The organism is Pseudomonas petroselini (assembly GCF_045037875.1).
GTDB lineage: Bacteria > Pseudomonadota > Gammaproteobacteria > Pseudomonadales > Pseudomonadaceae > Aquipseudomonas > Aquipseudomonas petroselini.
The window spans coordinates 2,555,871-2,574,920 of the sequence record NZ_CP173614.1 but is presented as its reverse complement, the minus strand read 5'-3'; the positions used below and the strand labels follow the sequence as shown (position 1 = coordinate 2,574,920).

The following is a 19,050-nucleotide window of genomic DNA, read 5'->3' as shown; positions in this document are numbered from 1 at the left end:
TGACTGTGTGACCCTGGCCGCTCAGATAAGTGCTGGCGCAGGGCCATCTTCGATCAACAACGCGCTGAATTTATCCGCCGTAACGCCCTGGGAGATCAGGAAGCCTTGCACCTGGTCGCAGCGAATACGCCGCAGTACCGCCAGCTCCGCCTGTGTTTCAGCGCCTTCGGCCGTGGTGGTCAGCCCCAGCTTGCGGCCCAGTTCGACAATGCTTTGCAGGGCCGACGCCAGGCTTTCATTCTCGGCACAGCCGTGCACCAGCGAGCGGTCGATCTTCACTTCGTTGAACGGCGTGGAAACCAGGTTGAAGTAAGAGCTGAACCCCTTGCCAAAATCGTCCTGCGCCAAGCCAAAGCCCATCATGCGCAGGCGACATGCTCCAGCGTAGTAGCTACTGGGCAACCGTGTGGTGGAGCTTTCCATCAATTCGAAGGTGATTTGCCGAGGCTCGGCGTCGCGCTGCTGAACCTGGGCCAGCAGGCGGTCGACCAGGTCGCATTGGTCAAGCAAGTGCGTGGGCAGGTTGATCGACACCGGCAACCGGTAGCCGAGCTGCGCCCACTGGGCCTGGGCGGTCAGGGACTGGGTGAGGATGCAGGTCAGCAGTTGGGTTTCCAGGCCCAGCCGCTCGATTTCACCGAGGAACTCACTGGGCAGCAACACCCCCTCCACCGGATGGACCCAGCGTGCCAACGCTTCGGCGCCGACGATGCGCCCGTCATGCAGGGACTTCTTGGGCTGGAACCAGGCCTGGATTTCACCGTTGGCCAAGGCGCGCACAAGGTCCTCCCGGGCCAGACCGACACCGCGATGGCAGCAGGGTGTGCGGGCCTGTTCGGCGAGTTTGTCGAGGCAATCGCGCAGGGTGCGCACCTGGGGCTCGCGCACCGGTTTGGAGATCAACCCCGCGACAGTGAGGCCCAGGTTATCCGCCACCTGGCCGGCGCCCACCAGCATGCGCCGCGAGGCCACGCTCATCAGTGCCAAGGCCGGTGGCGCCTGCAGGTGCGCCAGTTGCTGGATCAACTGCACGCCGTCCATGCCCGGCATCATCAAGTCGCTGAGCAACAGGTCATAGCGCTGGCGGGCCAGGCGCTGCAACGCGCTCGCGCCGTCCCAGACCACGTCGACGTCAAAGCCGCCGATGCCCTGGAACACGTTGATCAGGTACTCATGCTGAAAAGGATGGTCTTCCACAATGAGCACGCGATAGGCACTCAAAGCACGCTCCTCTGATAAGGCTGCAGGCACTGGTGAAGCACGCGCAACGTGAAGGGCTTGACCAGGCAGTGGTCCATGCCCGCGTTGAGGCAGCGCTCGGCTTCATCGAGCATCGCGTTGGCGGTGGCACCGATGATCGGCAGCGCGCACCCGAGGCGGCGCAGTTGCTCGGTGAGTTCGTAGCCGTTCATGCGCGGCATGTTGACGTCGGTGAGAATCAAGTCGAACGCGGTTTCGCCCCACAGCGACAGCGCTTCAATGCCGTCGCCCGCGAGCACCACGGTGCAGCCGAGCTCTTCGAGTTGATCACGCAGGATCAACTGGTTGATCAGGTTGTCTTCAGCCACCAGCAGGCGCAGGTTGAGGTTGATCTCGGCCGGCACCTCGCAAGGCGTTGGCGACGGGTGTTCCTCGATACCCTGGGCGCGGCTGACCGCGCGATTGAGCGCCTGCAGTTGGTTCAGGCCGATCTGCCAACAGGCACCCGGCCCTTGATGGACACCATGTTCATCGGCGGCCGCCATCACCCGAGGCCCGGACCAGCGCAGCCGTTGGCCGGGGTCGACCGGGCCGGGATACAGCTCCACCAGCACCGCGCCGGGGTCGGCCTCGACCGAGTGCGGCAGGCCCAATTGCGCCCGCGCGCCCCAACGCCGCAACCAGCCGCCAATGCTTTCGGCCAGCTCGCGTACCGGCGACACTACATAGACGCGTTCGCCCAGCAAGGGCAACGCCCACGGCTCATGCGCGTATTCGTCAACCTGCTCCAACGGCAAGGTGAAGGTAAAACTGCTGCCCAGTCCCGGCTCGCTGACCAGCCGCAGCGTACCGTTCATGAGGTGCACCAGGCGCTTGCAGATCGACAACCCAAGCCCGGTGCCCGCCACCACATTGGCATTGCCGCTGGCCTGGAAAAACGGCTCGAACAAATACGGCTGATCGTGCGCCGCAATACCCTTGCCGGTATCGACCACTTGCCACTGCAACAGGGCGCGCTCGCCTTCGCGGCTCTCCAGGCGCAAGCGCAATACGATGCGCCCGCTCTCGGTGAACTTGAGCGCATTGTTGAGCAGGTTATTGAGGATCTGGCGGATACGCGTGACATCGCCGCGCACCTGGTCGGGCAGTTGCGGGTCGAGGCAGGCAAACAGCTGCAAGCCCTTGCTCTGGGCGGCGCCCGCGTAGCCTTGAATCACCTCCTGCACCAGCTCCAGCGGGGAAAATACGCTGAGTTCGAGGGACAGTTGCCCTGCTTCGATTTTCGACACATCCAGCACATCACAGATCAGTTGCAGCAAGTTCGCCGACGAGCCTTCGATGGCATTCAGGTAGCCGCGCTGCTGGCTGTTGAGGTCGGTGCGGGCGAGCAACTCCAGGGTGCCCAACACCCCGTAAAGGGGGGTGCGGATTTCATGGCTCATGGTCGCCAGGAACAACGTCTTGGCCTCATTGGCCGCATCCGCCAAGGTACGCGCCTGCTGCAAGGCCAGCTCCACCTGTTTGCGCTCGGTGATATCGCTGAACGCGCAGATCAACACTTCCTCACGTTGATAACGGGTGGGTGCGAAGCTCAGGAACAAGTGGCGACCGTCGGCTATTTGCAGCTCGTCGGTGTTGCTTTGCTCGCCGGCGTGAAAGGCCCGGCGAATCCAGTCGTGGCACAACTGCTGGCGCTCCTGCCCGTTGCCCAGCCATTGGCGCGACAAGGGATTCTCCAGCACCACTTCGCCGTCACTGCGGCGCAATACGCACAAGGCCACCGGCGCGATACGAATGACCGCGCTGCTGAACGCCTCGCTTTCTACCAAGGCTTCGATACGATTGGCCGCCGGGATGATCAGCCGCTGATCGATACGTCGCACCAGCCGCATCATCAACAGGCTCGCCAGTGCGCACAGCAGCAGGCACACCAGCAGCGGCAACGCCAGGCTGGGCAGCAACGAACTCAGCTCCAGGCTGTAAACGATCTGCCATTGGGAATAGCCCAGGTGTTTGCGGATGGCCAAGCGGTCCGGCAACCAGCGACTGCCCTCCCAGCCGAAACTGGCCGTGGAATGATACTGGCGCAGCACCTGCGCCGCCGCTGGTTGATCGGGCGTGCTGCTGAAAATCAGCTGGCCTGCGGCGTCGAGCAACATGAAGTCGCCAGCCTTTTCATGCTGCAGGGCGTTGATCAGGTCCGGTCCATCGACCTCCAGGCCGAGCCAACCCGAGGTGGGGCTGCGGTCATCCAGGCGGGTAAAAATATACAGCGGCGAATCCAGCCGGCTTTGCTCGGTGAGCCACAGCTCGTCGCTGACCGAGACCTTGCCGGTATCGACCGCCATCAGCCGCTGCAACACCGTCTCCGGCACCGCCTCCGGTGCCGGGCCGACGGTGAACAGGCGCTCCACGCTAGGCTCGGCACGCTGGGCCACATAAATCAGGTTGACCTGGTTCGCCTCCAGGTAGTCGAGCAGGCGTCGGGTCAGCCACAGGCTCCAGATATTGCCCGCCTCCCCCAGGGTGATATGCACTTCCTCGGCGGGCACGTTATTGAGGTTGCCCACGGGCGGCGTTACATGCCGCACGGTGGACAGGCCGAGGCTTTTCAACAGCGTCTGGCGGCTGACAAAAAAACTCTGCGCATCGGAAATCGCCTCATTCATGTAACTGCGCCGCAACGAAATCTCCTCGCTGAACGCAGCGCGCAAATAGCTGTAGGCGCCCGCATACACACCCAACACCAACGCCAGGGCGAACAGGCGCAGCAGCTTGCGGGCGGCCTTGGGCGTGGAGAAGGTGGCGTCGAGGGGTTGCAGGAAATGTTTGAGTTTCATCACCGCAAGCGTACGGAGCGCAAGGAGGCGGGAGAATAAGACGGATCTCAAAGCGCCATTGAACTCTGCCGCCAAACGCTGTTCTAGACAGGTTCGCCGCGGCGTGCGTAGCATCCGCGGCGGTCTTTCGTGTTATCCATCCCAACAGAGCGATCCATGTCTATCCACCAAACTCCCGGGCACGTGCTGCCCGCGCGCAGTGCCGCCAAAATGGAAGCGGCCATGGCCGTGGGCGCTTTCGCTATCGGTACTGGCGAATTCGCCATCATGGGCCTGATGCCCGACATCGCCCAGAACCTGGGTTTAAGCGAACCCCAGGTCGGCCACGCCATCAGCGCCTACGCCCTCGGCGTGATGGTCGGCGCGCCGTTGCTGGCCATCCTTGGCGCCAAGCTGCTGCGCAAACACATGCTGCTGTTGCTCATGGGGCTGTATGCCCTGGGTAACCTGGCGACCGCGTTTACCCCCACCTTTGGTTCGCTGGTGGCCTTCCGCTTTATCAGCGGCCTGCCCCACGGTGCTTATTTCGGGATTGCCGCGGTAGTGGCGTCCAGCATGGTGCCCAACGATAAACGCGCCGGCGCCGTGGCCCGCGTCATGCTGGGCCTGACCCTGGCCATGCTGCTCGGCAACCCCATCGCCACCTTCCTCGGCCAACACCTGGGCTGGCGCTCGGCGTTTGCGTTGGTGAGCGTGATCGCCCTGTGCACCATCGCCTTGGTCTGGCAGTTCGTGCCGCACCGCCACGACGAACAACGCAGCGACCCGCGCAAAGAACTGCGCGCCTTCACCAAGCCTCAGGTGTGGATGGCATTGTCGATCGGTGCGATTGGGTTTGCCGGGATGTTCTGCGTGTTCAGCTACCTGGCGCCGACCATGCTCGAAGTGACCAAGGTATCGCCGCAATGGATTCCGTTTGGCCTCGCCGCGTTTGGCGTGGGTGGGATTATCGGCAACATCGCGGGCGGCAAACTGTTTGATCGCCTGCAGTTTCGTGCGGTGGGCCTGATATTGGTGTGGTCGATCGCCGTGTTGCTGTTCTTCCCCTTCGCCGCGTCCTCGCTATGGGGCGTACTGCTGAGCATGGGCCTGGTCGGCACCATGGTGTCGTTGGCTGCGCCGTTGCAAATCCGCCTGATGGATATTGCCCACGAAGCACCGAGCTTGGCGGCGGCGTCCAACCATGCGGCGTTTAACCTGGCGAATGCGTTGGGGCCGTGGTTTGGCGGGATGGCGATTACGGCGGGGTTGGGATGGACGAGTACCGGTTATATCGGTGCGGTCACGGCGTTGGTCGGGCTCGGGGTTTACCTCATCGCTCGTCGGATGCATGGCGGGCAATGAGCTACTGGCCTATGAACGATTGTGCCGTAGAAATGATCCTAAGACTGGCGTACTGAGTCGGCGCGACTCTGAGTGTAGAGGCCCGCCGAACACACTATACAAGAACTATTCGCATCTAATACGAAGCGTACTTTTACGTGGCGCATTGTGTTTTTTTCTCTACAATTTGGGAACGCAAATAAAGGAATTTTTCGTGAGCAGTCCAACGAATTCAAACGCCCGTCCCCATGATGATGAAATAGATTTGATTCCGCTTATTCAGACACTGTGGAATAGCAAGATAACGATTATTGCAACCACCGTGGTGGGCGCGGTTGCCGCATTGACGCTCTCTGCGACCTCGCCTGAACAATGGACTGCCAGCACTTACATCACTAAGCCATCCCTCTACAGCTTATATAAAGAAATCAATGAAAAGGACGCGCCCGCCAAGGCGAGCCCACTGTCATTGGAAACCAAGCTGTACAGCACCATACAGAATGATATTTTCTATTCCGCCATGGGCATCATGGCCGCTAAATCCGTTGCCCTCAAAGACGCCCCTCCTAAATCGGGCGGGAATGAGCCAATAATTTATGTAGCCTCGACCACCGCGACGACGGCAGCATTGGCGTCTGCCCAGCTGAAATCCGCAATGGAGACAGCCAATACCGAAGCTATTGCGCTTAACTTACCGGCATTGGCTGCAGGGAATACGTTAAAAGCATTTAACACCCTTGATGAAATACAAACCTCCACCCAAAAAACCACCAAAAAATTCGCTTTTCTAGGCGCCTTTTTAGGGTTGGTGCTCGGCAGTATTTTTGTACTCGGCAGGTTCTTCATTCGACAATACAAACAGTCGAACTGAGCACCCGCGACGCTATAGGAGTTCTTCAGTCAGGAAACAAACAATGCAGACCAGCACGGAAACAATAACAACAATAAACAATTTCGCGGAAAATGTTGTTTTCATCAAGGGTACTTTAAGAAAGTAAAATAATGGCCTAGCGCCATTATTGCACCGTGTCTGGCTTTTTTCACGGTGATTTTTGCTGAAAGCAACACACGTCCCTCTCCCGAGCTAGGGAGCACCAGCATCCACTCCTCGACTGAAGGAAAAATCCGCCAACCCCGTGCCCGACGCGAGATTTTTCTTAAAGGCACTGTCGTCACCACTTAACCCAGCCCCCTGTGGCGAGGGAGCTTGCTCCCGCTGGGCTGCGCAGCAACCCCAGTGCGACCTCAATCGTCGTGCAGTAACCCCGAACCATACTCACCATAACTACTGCCAAGCCCACTGCCGCCAAAATTCATCTTGGCGGCTTTGCTGGGGCTATGGTCACCAAACGCCTGGCATCCGCCCGAAAAGCACGGGTCGCTGTTCACGTTCGACGAACTCGACGAGCAAGCGCCCAAGAGCAATGTGCCGGCGATCATCATGGCTTTGGCGAGGTTTGAGATCATGTTTTCAGTTCCCTGTGGACTGGAGGCGCGGGCGTCCTCTCTTGAAGAGGATCGTAGACCTCAAAAGCGCCGCGAATGATGAAACTTTGCTGGGTGACAGGATGGGTTCAGGTTGCCGCCTTGGGTAAGGCGGCGGGGTTGAATGTCAGGCCGTGGCCAGGATGGCGGCAGGCGCAACTTGCTCCTGGGCTCGGTCGATGAGCAGAGCGCTTAGGTCGATTAGCTGCTGGATGCCCAGGACGATGGCGCGGTGCGGGTCTTCGAGGTCGAACGCCAAGGTGGCGGCCATTTGGTTGGCGGAGGCTAGGTTTTCGGCGGCGTTGGCGAGGAGGGTTTCGGGGTCGATGTTGGGGTTGACTGAGAACAGGTTGTTGCTTGGCTGCTCGGCGGGTACAGCATCTTCAGACTGAGGTAGGTACTGGTGAATTGCTCGCTGAGCTGCAGCTTGAAGCTTGGCGTCGGAGAATGCAGCGTTTAAAGCATAAGGCGGATTTGGCGTGACCTTGTACATGGCGAAGCTCCTTAACTATTCAGGAACTGCCAAACTCACTTCCACATGAGGGTGGCAGCCGTACGCGGGTGTGGAAGACCAGGGCTAAGGACCCGGCGCACCGAAGTGCCCCGCGCACAGCCGCCAAAACACATGATACAGGCGTAAAAAAACGCCGATAGGTGTTTGTGACGATTGCGTCTTAGCTTGGTACGGACTTCCACATCCGGCCGCTGGCTTGGCAGCGGCTGGAGGAGGTTAGCTATGGGTGGTCTGATGGGCAAGCCGAGAAAAGTGTGGGAAATTTCTTAGAGAACTCTTGCCTACCGCTGCTACGTCGCGCCGATGATGGATTGGAATTACTAATCCTGTAGGCCACGTATTCCTTGCTCTACAGAGCCGGCCTGAAAGCTGCGTACCACTTTCGTAACAACACTACTTCCAAGCAGTGACGCCATGCTCCTCACGACAGGCGGCAATCGGCCGATTCTGTTGAAAAAGTCGGCTTCGAATTCCACGCCAGAAAAGTACGCACCTGAGATTGAAATCTGAATTTTTGGCTGAAGGTTCAGTGCTCGGATTTCACGTAGCAGCGGGCAACAGGGGTGTTTTCATCCATCAATATTCGAGTGTTTTATGAAAACCGACTTTTTCAACACAATCGGCCAGAAGCAGCCATTCATAATCCCTTAAGGTATAGGGATGCTAACCTCGCTAGGCCAAACTGAGGCAAGTTACCTGAGAGATTCCGGGGATCTAAAAATGGAAGAAACACTCTCCTCGACATTTATGCGCACCAAAGGGAAGCCCATAAGTTTCAATGGAAAAACTGTCGTTGCGATCATGGAGATCAAGATCACAGAGCCCAGAACCGTCTTTTCAGTTCGTCGATTGGGCGCTACGAACGGTCGAGTGCAAGGATTGGCATTAAAGATGATGGGCGGGCAAATCGTCGTCGAAGGCTCTGGCAACGGCTGTCCCGAAATAGTTTTGTGGTCTGATACCAGTCCCGATGCTTTGGAGATAGAAGTGTTTTCTAAAGGTGAAAACGTTCTAAAAATCTGGAACGTCTGGAAGAGCGCTTTTGGCATGAATGCATGGGTTGGCAATGCTGGCATTCACGTCCACGGGACCGATGGCACAATGACGTTGGAATGTAGCGACGGGGTGGGTGATGTCGACTTCTCCGATTATGTGGTTGTTGTGGAAAAACGATAATGCACGGAGTTATGTAGGATTTGGGTCCAAGCTGTGTGAAAACACATTTTTAGAACTATTCGGCCATGGGGGCACTCGACCAGGTTTTGAGGCACCATATGGTCTCTAAGCCAATATGGGGGTCAGACCACGATATACGATGTATTGATCACTTTGAGATCTGCGGCGTTTTCCAAACGACAGGGAGTCTTGACGTGGAAATTACCTCTCCGACACCCAATACCCATCCCTGATAAACTGCGCCCCATTCACCTCGCTAACTCAGATTCCCATGCCCCTACAAACCGCCCCACTCTCCCGCCGCTTCTCCGTCGCCCCGATGATGGACTGGACCGACCGCCACTGCCGGTTCTTCCTGCGCCTGCTCTCCAAGCACGCGCTGCTCTACACCGAGATGGTCACCACCGGCGCGATCCTCCACGGCGATCACGACCGTTTCCTGCGCCACAACGAAGCCGAGCACCCGCTTGCACTGCAATTGGGGGGTAGCGTGCCCGCCGACCTGGCCGCCTGCGCACGTATGGCCGAAGCCGCAGGCTACGACGAAGTAAACCTGAACGTCGGCTGCCCCAGTGATCGGGTGCAGAACAATATGATCGGCGCGATCTTGATGGCGCATCCGGCGTTGGTGGCGGAGTGTGTGAAGGCGATGCGTGATGCGGTGTCGATTCCGGTGACGGTGAAGCACCGTATCGGGATCAACGGGCGGGACAGTTATGCCCAGTTGTGTGATTTCGTCGGGACGGTGAAGGACGCTGGTTGCACCAGTTTTACCGTGCATGCGCGGATTGCGATCCTGGAAGGGCTGTCACCGAAGGAGAACCGTGACATTCCTCCTTTGCGCTACGACGTGGCGGCGCAGTTGAAGCAGGACTTTCCTGAGTTGGAGATTGTGCTCAACGGCGGGATCAAGACGCTGGAGCAGTGCCATGAGCATCTGCAGACATTTGATGGGGTGATGCTGGGGCGCGAGGCTTATCACAATCCGTATGTGTTGGCGGAGGTGGATCAGCAGTTGTTTGGCAGTGAGGCCCCGGTGATCAGTCGGGCTGAGGCGTTGGTGCAGTTGCGGCCTTATATTGCTGAGCATTTGGCGACCGGTGGCTCGATGCACCACATCACTCGGCATATTCTGGGGTTGGGCACTGGTTTTCCGGGGGCGCGCAAGTTCAGGCAGTTGTTGTCGGTGGATATTCATAAGGCGGCGGATCCATTGGCGTTGCTGGATCAGGCCGGGGCTTTGCTGGAAGGGCGGTGAGCGTCCTTTCAGGTGCGGGGTGACTGGCCTGCCGCTATCGGGGGCAAGCCCCCTCCCACATTTGGGTTGTGGTGGTCATGCGGTAATTGGGTTGAACCTGCCGACCGTTTTGCCCTCCTATCTTGCAGCACGGCCGGTCATTCAAACGGCTGTTTTCAGGTTGTTGCCCTCGCAAACGATCGAACGCATTTGCGCCCTTGAGCGCCTGTCGGCGCTCGGGTAATGTCATCAGACCCACAGGACAGAGCACGCCCATGACTTCCAAGCTGGAACAACTCAAGCAATTCACCACCGTCGTAGCCGATACCGGCGATTTTTCTACCCTCGCCAAGCTCAAGCCGCAAGACGCCACCACCAACCCTTCCCTGCTGCTCAAGGCTGCTTCGATCCCAGGCTATGCCAAGCTGCTCGATGAGTGCGTACAGGACTGCAATGGTGATGTAGGCCTGGCCAGCGACCGTTTTGCGGTGGCGGTGGGTCAAGAGATTCTCAAAGTGGTGCCGGGCCGTATTTCCACCGAGGTGGATGCCCGCCTGTCGTTCGACACTGACGCCGTACTCAAGCGTGCGCACCGTCTGATCGACCTGTACGACAAAGCCGGCGTTGGCCGCGACCGTGTGCTGATCAAGATCGCCTCCACCTGGGAAGGCATCCGCGCCGCCGAGCAGCTGGAAAAAGAAGGTATCCAGACCAACCTGACGCTGCTGTTCTCCTTCGCCCAGGCGGTAGCCTGTGCTGAGGCTGGCGTGTTCCTGATCTCACCTTTCGTGGGCCGTATCTACGATTGGTACAAAAAGGCCAACGGCAACGACTACACCGGTGCTGAAGACCCGGGTGTGCAGTCGGTGACGCGCATCTACAACTACTACAAGGCCAACGGCTACAAGACCGTGGTGATGGGTGCGAGCTTCCGCAACCTCAGCCAGATCGAAGAGTTGGCTGGCTGTGATCGCCTGACCATCAGCCCGGATCTGCTGGAGAAGCTGGCGGCGGATGAAGGCAAGCTGGAGCGTAAGTTGTCGCCAGGCCATGCCGGTGAAGCGCGGGTGCATCTGACTGAAGCGCAGTTCCGTTGGGAGTCCAACGAGGATGCGATGGCGACTGAGAAGCTGGCGGAGGGAATTCGTCAGTTTGCTCGGGACCAGGAGAAGCTGGAAGCGCTGTTGTCGGCCAAGCTGTAAAAAGCGCAGGCGGCAAAAAGGGCGGTACCTTCGCGGGTACCGCCCTTTTTTTTGCCTTTTGCCGCTATCAAGCCAAGCAGCGTTCAAAGGTGGGAGGGGGCTTGCTCCCGATGGCGGTGGGTCAGTTATGAATTTACTGACTGTCACTCCGCTATCGGGGGGCAAGCCCCCTCCCACAGTTGACCGTGTTCCAGGACTTGGATCAGTGGCGTTCCAGCGCGTTCACTAGGTCGTGGAAGGCTTCACGGTTGGACTCGTTCAAGCCCATCAGGATCTTGTGCGCTTCCAGCACCTTGACCCGCACCACCTCCTCGGACTGGTCCTGGGACGGCAGGTCGGTCAGGCATTCCGGGCAGGGGATCGGGCGGTCAACGATGTTGAACACTTGGTCGAAGCCCATGGACTGCAGCAGACGGGTGATGTCTTCGTGGGTGGTGACGACCGTCGGCAACAGGCCAACCTTCTGCCGAGACAGAATGGACAACTTGGCCAAGAGACCCAGGGTGGTGCTATCGATGCTGCGGGTTTCGGTCAGATCGATCACGATCGCCGAGAAGTTCAGCGCTGTGAAGATCCGCTCAATCGTCGCATCCAGCGCCGAACACAAGGTCAGGCGCACTTCACCGACAAATTTCAGGACAAAGGTCCCGTCTTGCTCGGCGAATTGGATTCTTCCGGTACTCATCAAAGATTCCTGCTCAACACCAATAGGGCGATATCATCCGGCATCTCCCCTAGCGTGGCCAATCCAAAAACCTGCCGCAGGCCATCCAGGCTGCCGCCCGCCGACTTGACCTTTTGGGGCAAGGCGGCTTCTTTCTCTTTGAGTGTAGGCTCTGGAAGAAGGTCCAGGATACCGTCGGACATCAGCGTAAGGCTGAACGTCGGCGGTAACTCCAGAATGTGGTCTTCATAGGTGGCTTCATTGAACAAGCCCACCGGCAAACCACGCCCTTCCAGGTAACGCACACTGTCAGGAGTGTACAAAACCGGCATCGGCAGGTGACCGCCGATGCTGTAGGTCAAAAGACCAGTTTCTTCATCAATCACGCCGCCGACCATCGTCACGTGCTTGCCCAGCTTGCAGCTGATCAGGCCCCGGTTGATGTGGCCCAGCACCTGGGAGGGAGTGAACTCCGGCAAGGTGCCATTGCGTTTGGATTCGAACAGCAACCGTGTGGTCATGAACTTCAACAACACGGTGACAAAAGCAGAGGAAGCACCATGGCCGGATACATCGGCCAGGTAGAACGCGACACGCCGTTCGTCAACGCGGAAGTAGTCGACAAAATCACCCGAGAGGTACAGCGACGGGATGATCTGGTGCGCAAACTGAAATTCGTCGATGGTCCAGGGGCTGACTGGCAGCATGTTCATTTGCACCTGGCGACCGGCGTTCTGGTCTTCCTGGAGCAGGTTGAGGCTGGCTTCGAGTTCGCGGTTGGCGGTTTCGAGCTTCTCGCGATAGCGCTGGTTCTCCACTAGCAGGCGGGCACGGTCCAGGGCACGGCGCACCGAGTGCTCCAGCACCGCCAGGTCTTCCAGGGGCTTGATCAGGTAATCGGCAGCGCCCAGGCGCAGGGCCTCGACGGCATCGTTCATCACGCCCGCGCCGGACACGACAATCACCGGGGTCTGCGGCGCGCGCTCGGTCACCTGGCGAATCAGCTCGAGGCCGCCCATCTGGGGCATGCGCAGGTCGCAGATCACGAGGTCGGGCTGGTCGCGCTCGAATACCTGAAGACCCTGTTGGCCATTACTGGCCTGCAGGACGCTGAAGCCACTGTCTTCCAAATAGGCCGCGAGGCTCGCGCGCACTACTTCGTCGTCATCGATTATCAGCAGCGTGGCACTGGTTTTTTGCATGTGGGCAAACGGCGCCAGAATTAGGTTGGCGTAGGCGGCTCGGCAATGGCCGGACTCACGTACTGGATTCGCTTTCTAGCCTCTCTGTCCTACAAAGCGTTGGGATTTCGCCCATGCACAAAGGTAAAGCAGAGGTGCCCTTCTAAGGCGCAGACGGTACTCCCATCCGTGAGGGGTTTCAAGCTCATGCCGATGGTCGCCGGGCGTCTTTACATCGCAAATCACCGGGAGTTATAAGAACAGGCACGACCACAACACAAAGTAAGGATGGAACCTATGAGCGAACACGAGCGCGACTATGCCGAAAAACGCGATTTCATCCGCATGCGTGTGGATGCCGATGTGGCTTTGATCCATGCCGGCCAAGAGATTGCCGGGGTATGCGTGGACCTTTCCAGCTCCGGGATGCAGGTGCAGGCCCCCCGCCAGTTCAACGTGGGAGATGAATTGACCGTACGCATCGATTCGGAGCATGCCGCCCTTGCCGGCCTGGAGGCGGATACCGAAGTGGTATGGACCAAGACGGCAGGCGAAGAGCAACAGCTGGGGCTTAAGATCTTGAAAATGCGCTGAAACCCGCGCACAAAAAAGGCGACCCCCAGGGTCGCCTTTTTTTCATTTCAAAACATCACAGCTTAAAAATCGTCAACCACCTTGCCATCCTTGACCTTGAACTCGCGGTTCTGCAGGTAGGCGTTGCGGATAAAGGTGTACTTATCGCCGGTGATCAGCTTCTCACTGTCGAGCAGGCTGGCACGGGTGTCGACAATGTTCAGGCCCATGGTGCTGTTGCGCCAGCCGATATCGTTCATATAGCGGTACGGTTGGGTGTAGCTGTCCACGTACTTGGACGGCGCATCACGCAGTGTGCTTGGGCCCAGCAGCGGGATCATCACGTAAGGACCACTGCCCACGCCCCAATAACCGAGGGTCTGGCCGAAGTCTTCATCGCTGCGTTGCAGCCCCATTTTGGTGCCGACATCGATAAAGCCCAGCACGCCGAACGTGGTGTTGACCAGCAAACGGGCGGTGTCGACACCGGCGTTATGCGGTTTGAGTTGCAGCACGTTGTTGGCCAGGTTGCCCACATCGCCGATGTTGCGGAAGAAGTTGTGGATACCGTCTTCGACAAACTGCGGGGTAATCCACTCATAGCCTTGGGCCAACGGCTTCAGGGCGTAGGTATCAACGGTGTCGTTGAAGGTGAAGATCGGGCGGTTGATGCTTTCCCACGGATCGTCTTCCGACGCTGCGTGTGCGGCAAACGGCGCCAGCAGTACAGTGGCACACACCGACAGCTGAGCGAAATAATGGCTCCAGCGCATAGCTTTTGCTCCTTGAATGGTCTGTCATGGGCGCTATGCCCTGAATAAGGCCGTCAGTATATGACGGAAGTCGCCATTTAGGCAGCAACAAGGAAGCGCCTGACATTAAATGGACAAAATTCCTACAATTAACAATCCTGTCATCGACTTGTCATCCTGCCTCGATAGCGTTAGCGCTATTTCAGGGATGTCGACATGCCTCAACCCGAAATTGCCATCGCCAGCGCCCCCGCCTTGACTGCCGTTCTGTTTGGCCTGAGTGGCTGCCTGGTGGATTTCGGTTCCCGGGCGCGCACCGACTCACCCTCCCCCGACTCCCAAGCCACACCGGGTGCGCTGAAAATCCTGCGCAGCCTCAAGGAACAGGGTGTTCCCTGCGCCTGGCTGGATGAACTCCCCCCTGCCGTCACTACGCCCCTGGCCGCCACGCTGCCCGATTGGGTCAAGGCGGCATCGCCCTCCGCCATTCGCTGGCCCGCGCCCCATGCCTGCTGGCAAGCCTTGATGGAGCTGAATATCGAGCGCCTGGAAGGCTGCGTGTTGGTCAGCGGCGAACCGCGCCTGCTGCAATCAGGGCTCAATGCCGGGTTGTGGACCATCGGCCTGGCCTCCTGCGGCTCATTGTGCGGGATGGCGCCCGAGCAATGGCTGGCATTGAGCGAACCGGAACGCGAGCTCAAGCGCGGCAAGGCCACCCTCGCGCTGTACGGGCTGGGCGTGCACTCGGTGATCGATCACCTGGGCGAACTCGGCACCTGCCTGGCCGACATCAGGCTGCGCCAGCACAAAGGCGAGAAGCCCTGACACGGATCATGCACAGTCGACGCCAGTGGATTAATCTACAGGTCAGCCCGTAGACCTTTCTCGGCGTGCCGCGGTCTATGCCAGTGACTATCGATAAAAGGAAACATGTCATGCCTGATCGCAAAAAACTGGAAGAACAGGTCGAGATCCTGCGCGGGCAATTGGAACAGGATCCGCCGCTGTCGGAAGAGAAGCGTGAAGCATTGGAGGCTTTGATTGCCAAGTTTGAGTTACAACTTGAACTTGAACCGGCGACTCAGACACCCAGTATTTCCGATGATGTGAATCAAGCAGCCATAGAGTTCGACGCCGAGCACCCGGTGATTTCCGGGACATTGCGCAATATCATGAACACGCTGGGCAGCATGGGGATTTAATCTGCGCGCCAGCCCAGCGCAGATCCCAATGTGGGAGGGGGCAAGCCCACTCCCACACTTGTTTACTGGCGAGCCAGGCGCACGTTCTGGAACGCGACATCCTCAGTACTGCGATACGGGTTGATATCCAGCCCACCCCGCCGCACATACCGCGCATACACCGTCAACTTCTCCGGCTTCAGCAAGCGCTGCAAGTCCAGGAAGATGCGCTCCACGCACTGTTCATGGAAGTCCGAGTGCTGGCGAAAGCTCACGATGTATTCCAGCAGGCTGGCGTGATCCAGCGCGTGACCACGGTATTCCACCACGACGCTGCCCCAGTCAGGCTGGCTGGTCACCGGGCAGTTGGATTTGAGCAGGTGGCTGTGCACGCTCTCCTCGACAACGCGCGCATCATCGCAACGCAGCAGTTCCGGGCGTGGTTGCTCGTAGTTGCTGACACTGATATCCAAATCATCGATGCACACACCGGGCAACGCCATTACGCCTTCAGCTTCACTTTCAGCCAAGGTGCGAATACGCACGGTCACAGGCTTGCCGGCAGCGGCGCTGAGGTCGGTGCGCAGGGTGGCTTCCAGGCTTGCCGTATCGGCAAACGCGGTCTGGTTGAGCGAGTTGAGGTACAGCTTGAACGACTTGGACTCGATGATGTTCGGCGAGTCGGCCGGGATGCTGAATTCACCGATGGCCACCACCGGCTTGCCCGACGGCAGCAGCCAGGACAGTTCGAAGCAGTTCCAGAAATCCACGCCCTTGTAAGGCAGGGTCTCGGCGCTCAGGCCCAGTTCGGCCCATTTGGCCGCACGCGGGATCGGGAACAACAACGAAGGTGTGTAGGTGGAGATGTATTCACTGGACTTGCCCAGCGGCGAATGTTCGGCTGCGGGATGCATGGCGGAAACCTGGCTAAATAAACCGCGCCAGTCTACCAGCCTTTGCCTCCGCGCCTAAGCGCCAGCGGATCAATCGACGTTGAGCTTCCCGACCATGCCCGCCTGGTAATGCCCCGGCAGGTTGCAGGCAAACTCCAGGCCCGTGGCCTTGGTGAAGGTCCAGGTCAGCTCGGCAGTTTTGCCGGGCTCGACCAATACGCTATTGGGATCGTCGTGTTTCATATCACCATGGCCCATGGCGCTATGATCCATCTTGCCCATGCCCGTGGAAGTGAGCATGCCACTGGCCTGCATCTGCAACATTTCCTTCTGATGCTCGGCATGCATTGCCGCATCGCCCAGGTTGAATTCGTGCAGCAACTGGCCCTTGTTGACCAGTACAAAACGCACCGTCTCACCGGCTTTCACGTCAATGGACTTGGGCGAAAAGGAAATGTCCTGCAGCGTCACTTCCACGGTACGCGTGGCCTTGCTCGCGGGCGCAGCCTCGCCGAACGCATAGGTGTGGGCGGCATCAGCCATCGCCTCAACACTCAACGCCAGCAGGCACGTCGCCAACAACAGGGGTTTACGCAATGCCATCATTCTTCTCCAAAATATCTGACTCATCTGGGGCACACTCTAAGCGTGCGCCGCTGCCAGCCAACTGACTGCTAGATTACAACTTTGTCAGGTTACCCCCCTGCCCTGGCACCCAGGGTATAAAGCCGTCGTCACCCGTTGCCAAGAGCCGCCCATGAAACTGCTGATCGTCGAAGACCAACCCAAAACCGGCCAGTACCTGCGCCAGGGCCTGACGGAGGCGGGGTTTACCACCGAACTGGTGGCCGACGGTACCAGCGGTCAGCACCTGGCACTGACCGGCGCCTACGACCTGTTGATCCTCGATGTGATGCTGCCGGGCCGTGATGGCTGGCAGATCCTCCAGGCCGTGCGCACGGCAGGCCTGGACATCCCGGTACTGTTCCTGACCGCCCGCGACGCCGTGGAAGACCGCGTGCACGGCCTGGAACTGGGTGCCGACGACTACTTGGTCAAACCCTTCGCCTTCTCCGAACTGCTGGCGCGCGTGCGCAGCCTGTTGCGCCGTGGCAGCAGCACGCCGCAGGAAACCGCCTTGCAACTGGCCGATTTGCGCCTGGACCTGATCCGCCGACGCGTCGAGCGGGACGGCCAGCGCATCGACCTGACGGCCAAGGAGTTTTCCCTGCTCGAACTGCTGCTGCGCCGCCAGGGCGAAGTGCTGCCCAAATCGCTGATCGCCTCCCAGGTGTGGGACATGAACTTCGACAGCGACACCAACATTATCGAAGTGGCAATCCGCCGCCTGCGCCTGAAAGTCGACGATAACTTCCCGAATAAATTGATCCACACCGTGCGCGGCATGGGTTATGTGCTGGAGGAGCGCGTCAATTGATCAAGCGCCTGTCCCTGGCCAGTCGCCTGGCGCTGCTGTTCGCGGCCTGCACGGCGGTGGTGTCGCTGATCGCGGGCGTGCTGTTCAACCGCGCCAGCGAGGCGCACTTCATTGAGCTGGACCAGCAACAGCTCGACAGCCAGTTGGTGGCGCTGCGCAGCACCTTGCAGGGTGTCGACTCGCCAGAATTGTTCGCGCAACGTGAAGCCCAACTGCGCGCCGAGCTCAATCGCCAACCCGAGCTGGCGCTGCGCGTCACCGCCCAAGGCCAGCGCTGGTTTGACGGTGCACCCGGCGTCAATCTGCCCACCGGCCCCGGCCTGCACAGCCTGCAAAACGCCGGCACCGACTACCGCGTCTACAACACACCGTTGCGGGCAAACCAACCCGACTCGCCACAGTTGACGCTGGTGCTCGATATCACTCACCACCAGCATTTCCTGCAACGCATGCAGCATCTGATCTGGCTCACCGTCGGCCTGTCAGCCCTGGCGACCGCCCTGCTCGGTGCATGGGCCGCCCGCAGTGGCCTGCGCCCGTTACGACGCATGGGGGAAGTGGCCGCGAGTGTGTCTGCCCACTCCCTGACGCAGCGCCTGCCCCAGCAGCACATGCCGGTGGAACTGGCCGAACTGGCTCAAACCTTCAACGCCATGCTCGGCCGCCTGGACGATGCGTTCCAGCGCCTCTCGGCGTTCTCCGCCGACATCGCCCACGAACTGCGCACGCCGTTATCGAACCTGCTGACCCAGACCCAGGTCATCCTCACTCAGCCACGGCCGCTGGAGGATTACCGCGAGGCGCTGCACAGCAACCTGGAAGAGCTGCAATGGATGGCGCAGCTGGTCAATGACATGTTGTATCTGGCGAAGGCGGATCATGGATTGCTGGTGCCTAAGCGCGAGCCTCTGGCGCTGGCAGAGGAAGTGGAGGCGTTGCTGGAGTTTTTCGCGTTGCTGGCCGAAGACGCCCACGTCAGCCTGGTGCGCGAAGGCACAGCCCACACGATGGGTGATCGCGGTATGTTGCGCCGGGCGCTGTCGAACCTGCTCGATAACGCCCTGCGGTTTACTCCAGCGGGCGGCAAAGTGCGGGTGCGCATGGTGGACGGCGTGACGCTCACGGTTGAAAACACCGGGGAAGGCATTCCAGCACAGTTGTTACCGAGGTTGTTTGATCGGTTCTACCGGGCGGACCCGGCGCGGCATGAAGGCAGCAGCGAGCATGCGGGGCTGGGGTTGGCGATTACCCAGTCGATTGTGCGGGCGCATGGAGGGAGGATTTATTGTGAGTCTGGGGCGGGGTGGACGCGGTTTGTGATTGAGTTGCCCGGCGGAGATTGATGCAAGCGGTACCGGCCCTATCGGGGGCAAGCCCCCTCCCACATTGTG

The 19,050-nt window shown here is 59.4% G+C and carries 19 protein-coding genes; 10 read left to right on the top strand and 9 right to left on the bottom strand.

Going from position 1 to position 19,050, the window contains the following annotated elements:
* Positions 1-21: 21 nt before the first annotated feature.
* Both ACI512_RS12055 and ACI512_RS12050 read right to left on the bottom strand, forming a co-directional pair.
* The gene (locus tag ACI512_RS12055; protein ID WP_236379713.1) at positions 22-1,221 is read right to left on the bottom strand and encodes an EAL domain-containing protein; all 1,200 of its coding nucleotides are present in this window, start codon (positions 1,219-1,221) and stop codon (positions 22-24) included.
* Positions 1,218-4,040 carry an ATP-binding protein gene (locus tag ACI512_RS12050; RefSeq protein WP_236379712.1) on the bottom strand — a complete coding sequence of 941 codons (2,823 nt, stop codon included), beginning with the start codon at positions 4,038-4,040 and terminating at the stop codon, positions 1,218-1,220. The genes ACI512_RS12055 and ACI512_RS12050 overlap by 4 nt, the downstream gene beginning before the upstream one ends.
* A gap of 156 nt (positions 4,041-4,196) precedes the next feature.
* On the opposite strand from ACI512_RS12050, the gene ACI512_RS12045 reads away from it, so the two are divergent.
* Together ACI512_RS12045 and ACI512_RS12040 are read left to right on the top strand one after the other, a co-directional pair.
* On the top strand, positions 4,197-5,384 hold the full coding sequence (locus ACI512_RS12045) for an MFS transporter (protein ID WP_236379711.1): 1,188 nt from the start codon (positions 4,197-4,199) through the stop codon (positions 5,382-5,384).
* A gap of 193 nt (positions 5,385-5,577) precedes the next feature.
* Positions 5,578-6,234, top strand: coding sequence for a Wzz/FepE/Etk N-terminal domain-containing protein (locus ACI512_RS12040; protein WP_064052310.1), 657 nt, complete (start codon positions 5,578-5,580; stop codon positions 6,232-6,234).
* A gap of 374 nt (positions 6,235-6,608) precedes the next feature.
* Here ACI512_RS12040 and ACI512_RS12035 read toward each other — a convergent pair whose 3' ends face one another.
* Together ACI512_RS12035 and ACI512_RS12030 are read right to left on the bottom strand one after the other, a co-directional pair.
* A complete protein-coding gene (locus ACI512_RS12035) occupies positions 6,609-6,830 on the bottom strand; it encodes a hypothetical protein (protein WP_046035094.1) in 222 nt (73 codons plus the stop codon).
* Positions 6,831-6,975: 145 nt separating this feature from the next.
* A complete protein-coding gene (locus tag ACI512_RS12030) occupies positions 6,976-7,341 on the bottom strand; it encodes a DUF6124 family protein (RefSeq protein WP_236379710.1) in 366 nt (121 codons plus the stop codon).
* Positions 7,342-8,082: 741 nt separating this feature from the next.
* Between ACI512_RS12030 and ACI512_RS12025 the strand changes: the two genes are divergently transcribed.
* The 3 genes from ACI512_RS12025 to tal all read left to right on the top strand — a co-directional run bounded on the left by ACI512_RS12025 (position 8,083) and on the right by tal (position 10,977).
* A complete protein-coding gene (locus ACI512_RS12025; RefSeq protein WP_231808302.1) occupies positions 8,083-8,538 on the top strand; it encodes a hypothetical protein in 456 nt (151 codons plus the stop codon).
* A 271-nt stretch (positions 8,539-8,809) separates the two neighbouring features.
* A complete protein-coding gene (gene dusA, locus ACI512_RS12020; RefSeq protein ID WP_236379709.1) occupies positions 8,810-9,796 on the top strand; it encodes a tRNA dihydrouridine(20/20a) synthase DusA in 987 nt (328 codons plus the stop codon).
* Positions 9,797-10,050: 254 nt separating this feature from the next.
* On the top strand, positions 10,051-10,977 hold the full coding sequence (tal, locus tag ACI512_RS12015; RefSeq protein ID WP_012722872.1) for a transaldolase: 927 nt from the start codon (positions 10,051-10,053) through the stop codon (positions 10,975-10,977).
* Positions 10,978-11,179: 202 nt separating this feature from the next.
* On the opposite strand, the gene rssC is transcribed toward tal, so the two are convergent.
* Both rssC and rssB read right to left on the bottom strand, forming a co-directional pair.
* Positions 11,180-11,662 (bottom strand): anti-sigma factor antagonist RssC, encoded by a 483-nt coding sequence (gene rssC, locus ACI512_RS12010; RefSeq protein ID WP_003172602.1) that lies wholly within the window; start codon positions 11,660-11,662, stop codon positions 11,180-11,182.
* The gene (rssB, locus tag ACI512_RS12005) at positions 11,662-12,843 is read right to left on the bottom strand and encodes a two-component system response regulator RssB (protein ID WP_012722871.1); all 1,182 of its coding nucleotides are present in this window, start codon (positions 12,841-12,843) and stop codon (positions 11,662-11,664) included. Before rssB ends, rssC begins: the two co-directional genes overlap by 1 nt.
* A gap of 276 nt (positions 12,844-13,119) precedes the next feature.
* Here rssB and ACI512_RS12000 point away from each other — a divergent pair, with 276 nt between their 5' ends.
* Complete coding sequence (locus tag ACI512_RS12000) at positions 13,120-13,416, top strand: PilZ domain-containing protein (RefSeq protein WP_012722870.1); 297 nt, start codon at positions 13,120-13,122, stop codon at positions 13,414-13,416.
* 62 nt (positions 13,417-13,478) lie between these two features.
* Here the strand turns inward: ACI512_RS12000 and ACI512_RS11995 are convergent, their stop codons facing one another.
* Positions 13,479-14,168: a VacJ family lipoprotein gene (locus ACI512_RS11995; RefSeq protein WP_012722869.1), complete on the bottom strand. Its 690-nt coding sequence runs from the start codon at positions 14,166-14,168 to the stop codon at positions 13,479-13,481.
* A 195-nt stretch (positions 14,169-14,363) separates the two neighbouring features.
* Between ACI512_RS11995 and ACI512_RS11990 the strand changes: the two genes are divergently transcribed.
* Both ACI512_RS11990 and ACI512_RS11985 read left to right on the top strand, forming a co-directional pair.
* Positions 14,364-14,972: a hypothetical protein gene (locus ACI512_RS11990; protein ID WP_012722868.1), complete on the top strand. Its 609-nt coding sequence runs from the start codon at positions 14,364-14,366 to the stop codon at positions 14,970-14,972.
* 110 nt (positions 14,973-15,082) lie between these two features.
* Positions 15,083-15,349, top strand: a complete 267-nt coding sequence (locus tag ACI512_RS11985; RefSeq protein WP_012722867.1) for a DUF4404 family protein — start codon at positions 15,083-15,085, stop codon at positions 15,347-15,349.
* Between the two features lie 62 nt (positions 15,350-15,411).
* Here the strand turns inward: ACI512_RS11985 and queF are convergent, their stop codons facing one another.
* Both queF and ACI512_RS11975 read right to left on the bottom strand, forming a co-directional pair.
* Positions 15,412-16,242: an NADPH-dependent 7-cyano-7-deazaguanine reductase QueF gene (gene queF / locus ACI512_RS11980; RefSeq protein WP_236379708.1), complete on the bottom strand. Its 831-nt coding sequence runs from the start codon at positions 16,240-16,242 to the stop codon at positions 15,412-15,414.
* A gap of 69 nt (positions 16,243-16,311) precedes the next feature.
* Complete coding sequence (locus tag ACI512_RS11975; protein WP_236379707.1) at positions 16,312-16,824, bottom strand: plastocyanin/azurin family copper-binding protein; 513 nt, start codon at positions 16,822-16,824, stop codon at positions 16,312-16,314.
* A 154-nt stretch (positions 16,825-16,978) separates the two neighbouring features.
* On the opposite strand from ACI512_RS11975, the gene ACI512_RS11970 reads away from it, so the two are divergent.
* The gene (locus tag ACI512_RS11970; protein WP_012722864.1) at positions 16,979-17,659 is read left to right on the top strand and encodes a heavy metal response regulator transcription factor; all 681 of its coding nucleotides are present in this window, start codon (positions 16,979-16,981) and stop codon (positions 17,657-17,659) included.
* Positions 17,656-19,002: a heavy metal sensor histidine kinase gene (locus ACI512_RS11965; protein ID WP_236379706.1), complete on the top strand. Its 1,347-nt coding sequence runs from the start codon at positions 17,656-17,658 to the stop codon at positions 19,000-19,002. Before ACI512_RS11970 ends, ACI512_RS11965 begins: the two co-directional genes overlap by 4 nt.
* Positions 19,003-19,050 lie beyond the last annotated feature (48 nt).

Coding starts and splice junctions, on each gene's coding strand:
- ACI512_RS12050 (WP_236379712.1), bottom strand. CDS start 4,040: ATGAAACTCAAACATTTCCTGCAACCCCTCGACGCCACCTTCTCCACG.
- tal (WP_012722872.1), top strand. CDS start 10,051: ATGACTTCCAAGCTGGAACAACTCAAGCAATTCACCACCGTCGTAGCC.
- ACI512_RS11970 (WP_012722864.1), top strand. CDS start 16,979: ATGAAACTGCTGATCGTCGAAGACCAACCCAAAACCGGCCAGTACCTG.
- rssC (WP_003172602.1), bottom strand. CDS start 11,662: ATGAGTACCGGAAGAATCCAATTCGCCGAGCAAGACGGGACCTTTGTC.
- ACI512_RS12025 (WP_231808302.1), top strand. CDS start 8,083: ATGGAAGAAACACTCTCCTCGACATTTATGCGCACCAAAGGGAAGCCC.
- ACI512_RS12030 (WP_236379710.1), bottom strand. CDS start 7,341: ATGTACAAGGTCACGCCAAATCCGCCTTATGCTTTAAACGCTGCATTC.
- dusA (WP_236379709.1), top strand. CDS start 8,810: ATGCCCCTACAAACCGCCCCACTCTCCCGCCGCTTCTCCGTCGCCCCG.
- ACI512_RS11985 (WP_012722867.1), top strand. CDS start 15,083: ATGCCTGATCGCAAAAAACTGGAAGAACAGGTCGAGATCCTGCGCGGG.
- ACI512_RS11990 (WP_012722868.1), top strand. CDS start 14,364: ATGCCTCAACCCGAAATTGCCATCGCCAGCGCCCCCGCCTTGACTGCC.
- ACI512_RS11975 (WP_236379707.1), bottom strand. CDS start 16,824: ATGGCATTGCGTAAACCCCTGTTGTTGGCGACGTGCCTGCTGGCGTTG.
- ACI512_RS12000 (WP_012722870.1), top strand. CDS start 13,120: ATGAGCGAACACGAGCGCGACTATGCCGAAAAACGCGATTTCATCCGC.
- ACI512_RS11995 (WP_012722869.1), bottom strand. CDS start 14,168: ATGCGCTGGAGCCATTATTTCGCTCAGCTGTCGGTGTGTGCCACTGTA.
- ACI512_RS12045 (WP_236379711.1), top strand. CDS start 4,197: ATGTCTATCCACCAAACTCCCGGGCACGTGCTGCCCGCGCGCAGTGCC.
- rssB (WP_012722871.1), bottom strand. CDS start 12,843: ATGCAAAAAACCAGTGCCACGCTGCTGATAATCGATGACGACGAAGTA.
- ACI512_RS12035 (WP_046035094.1), bottom strand. CDS start 6,830: ATGATCTCAAACCTCGCCAAAGCCATGATGATCGCCGGCACATTGCTC.
- queF (WP_236379708.1), bottom strand. CDS start 16,242: ATGCATCCCGCAGCCGAACATTCGCCGCTGGGCAAGTCCAGTGAATAC.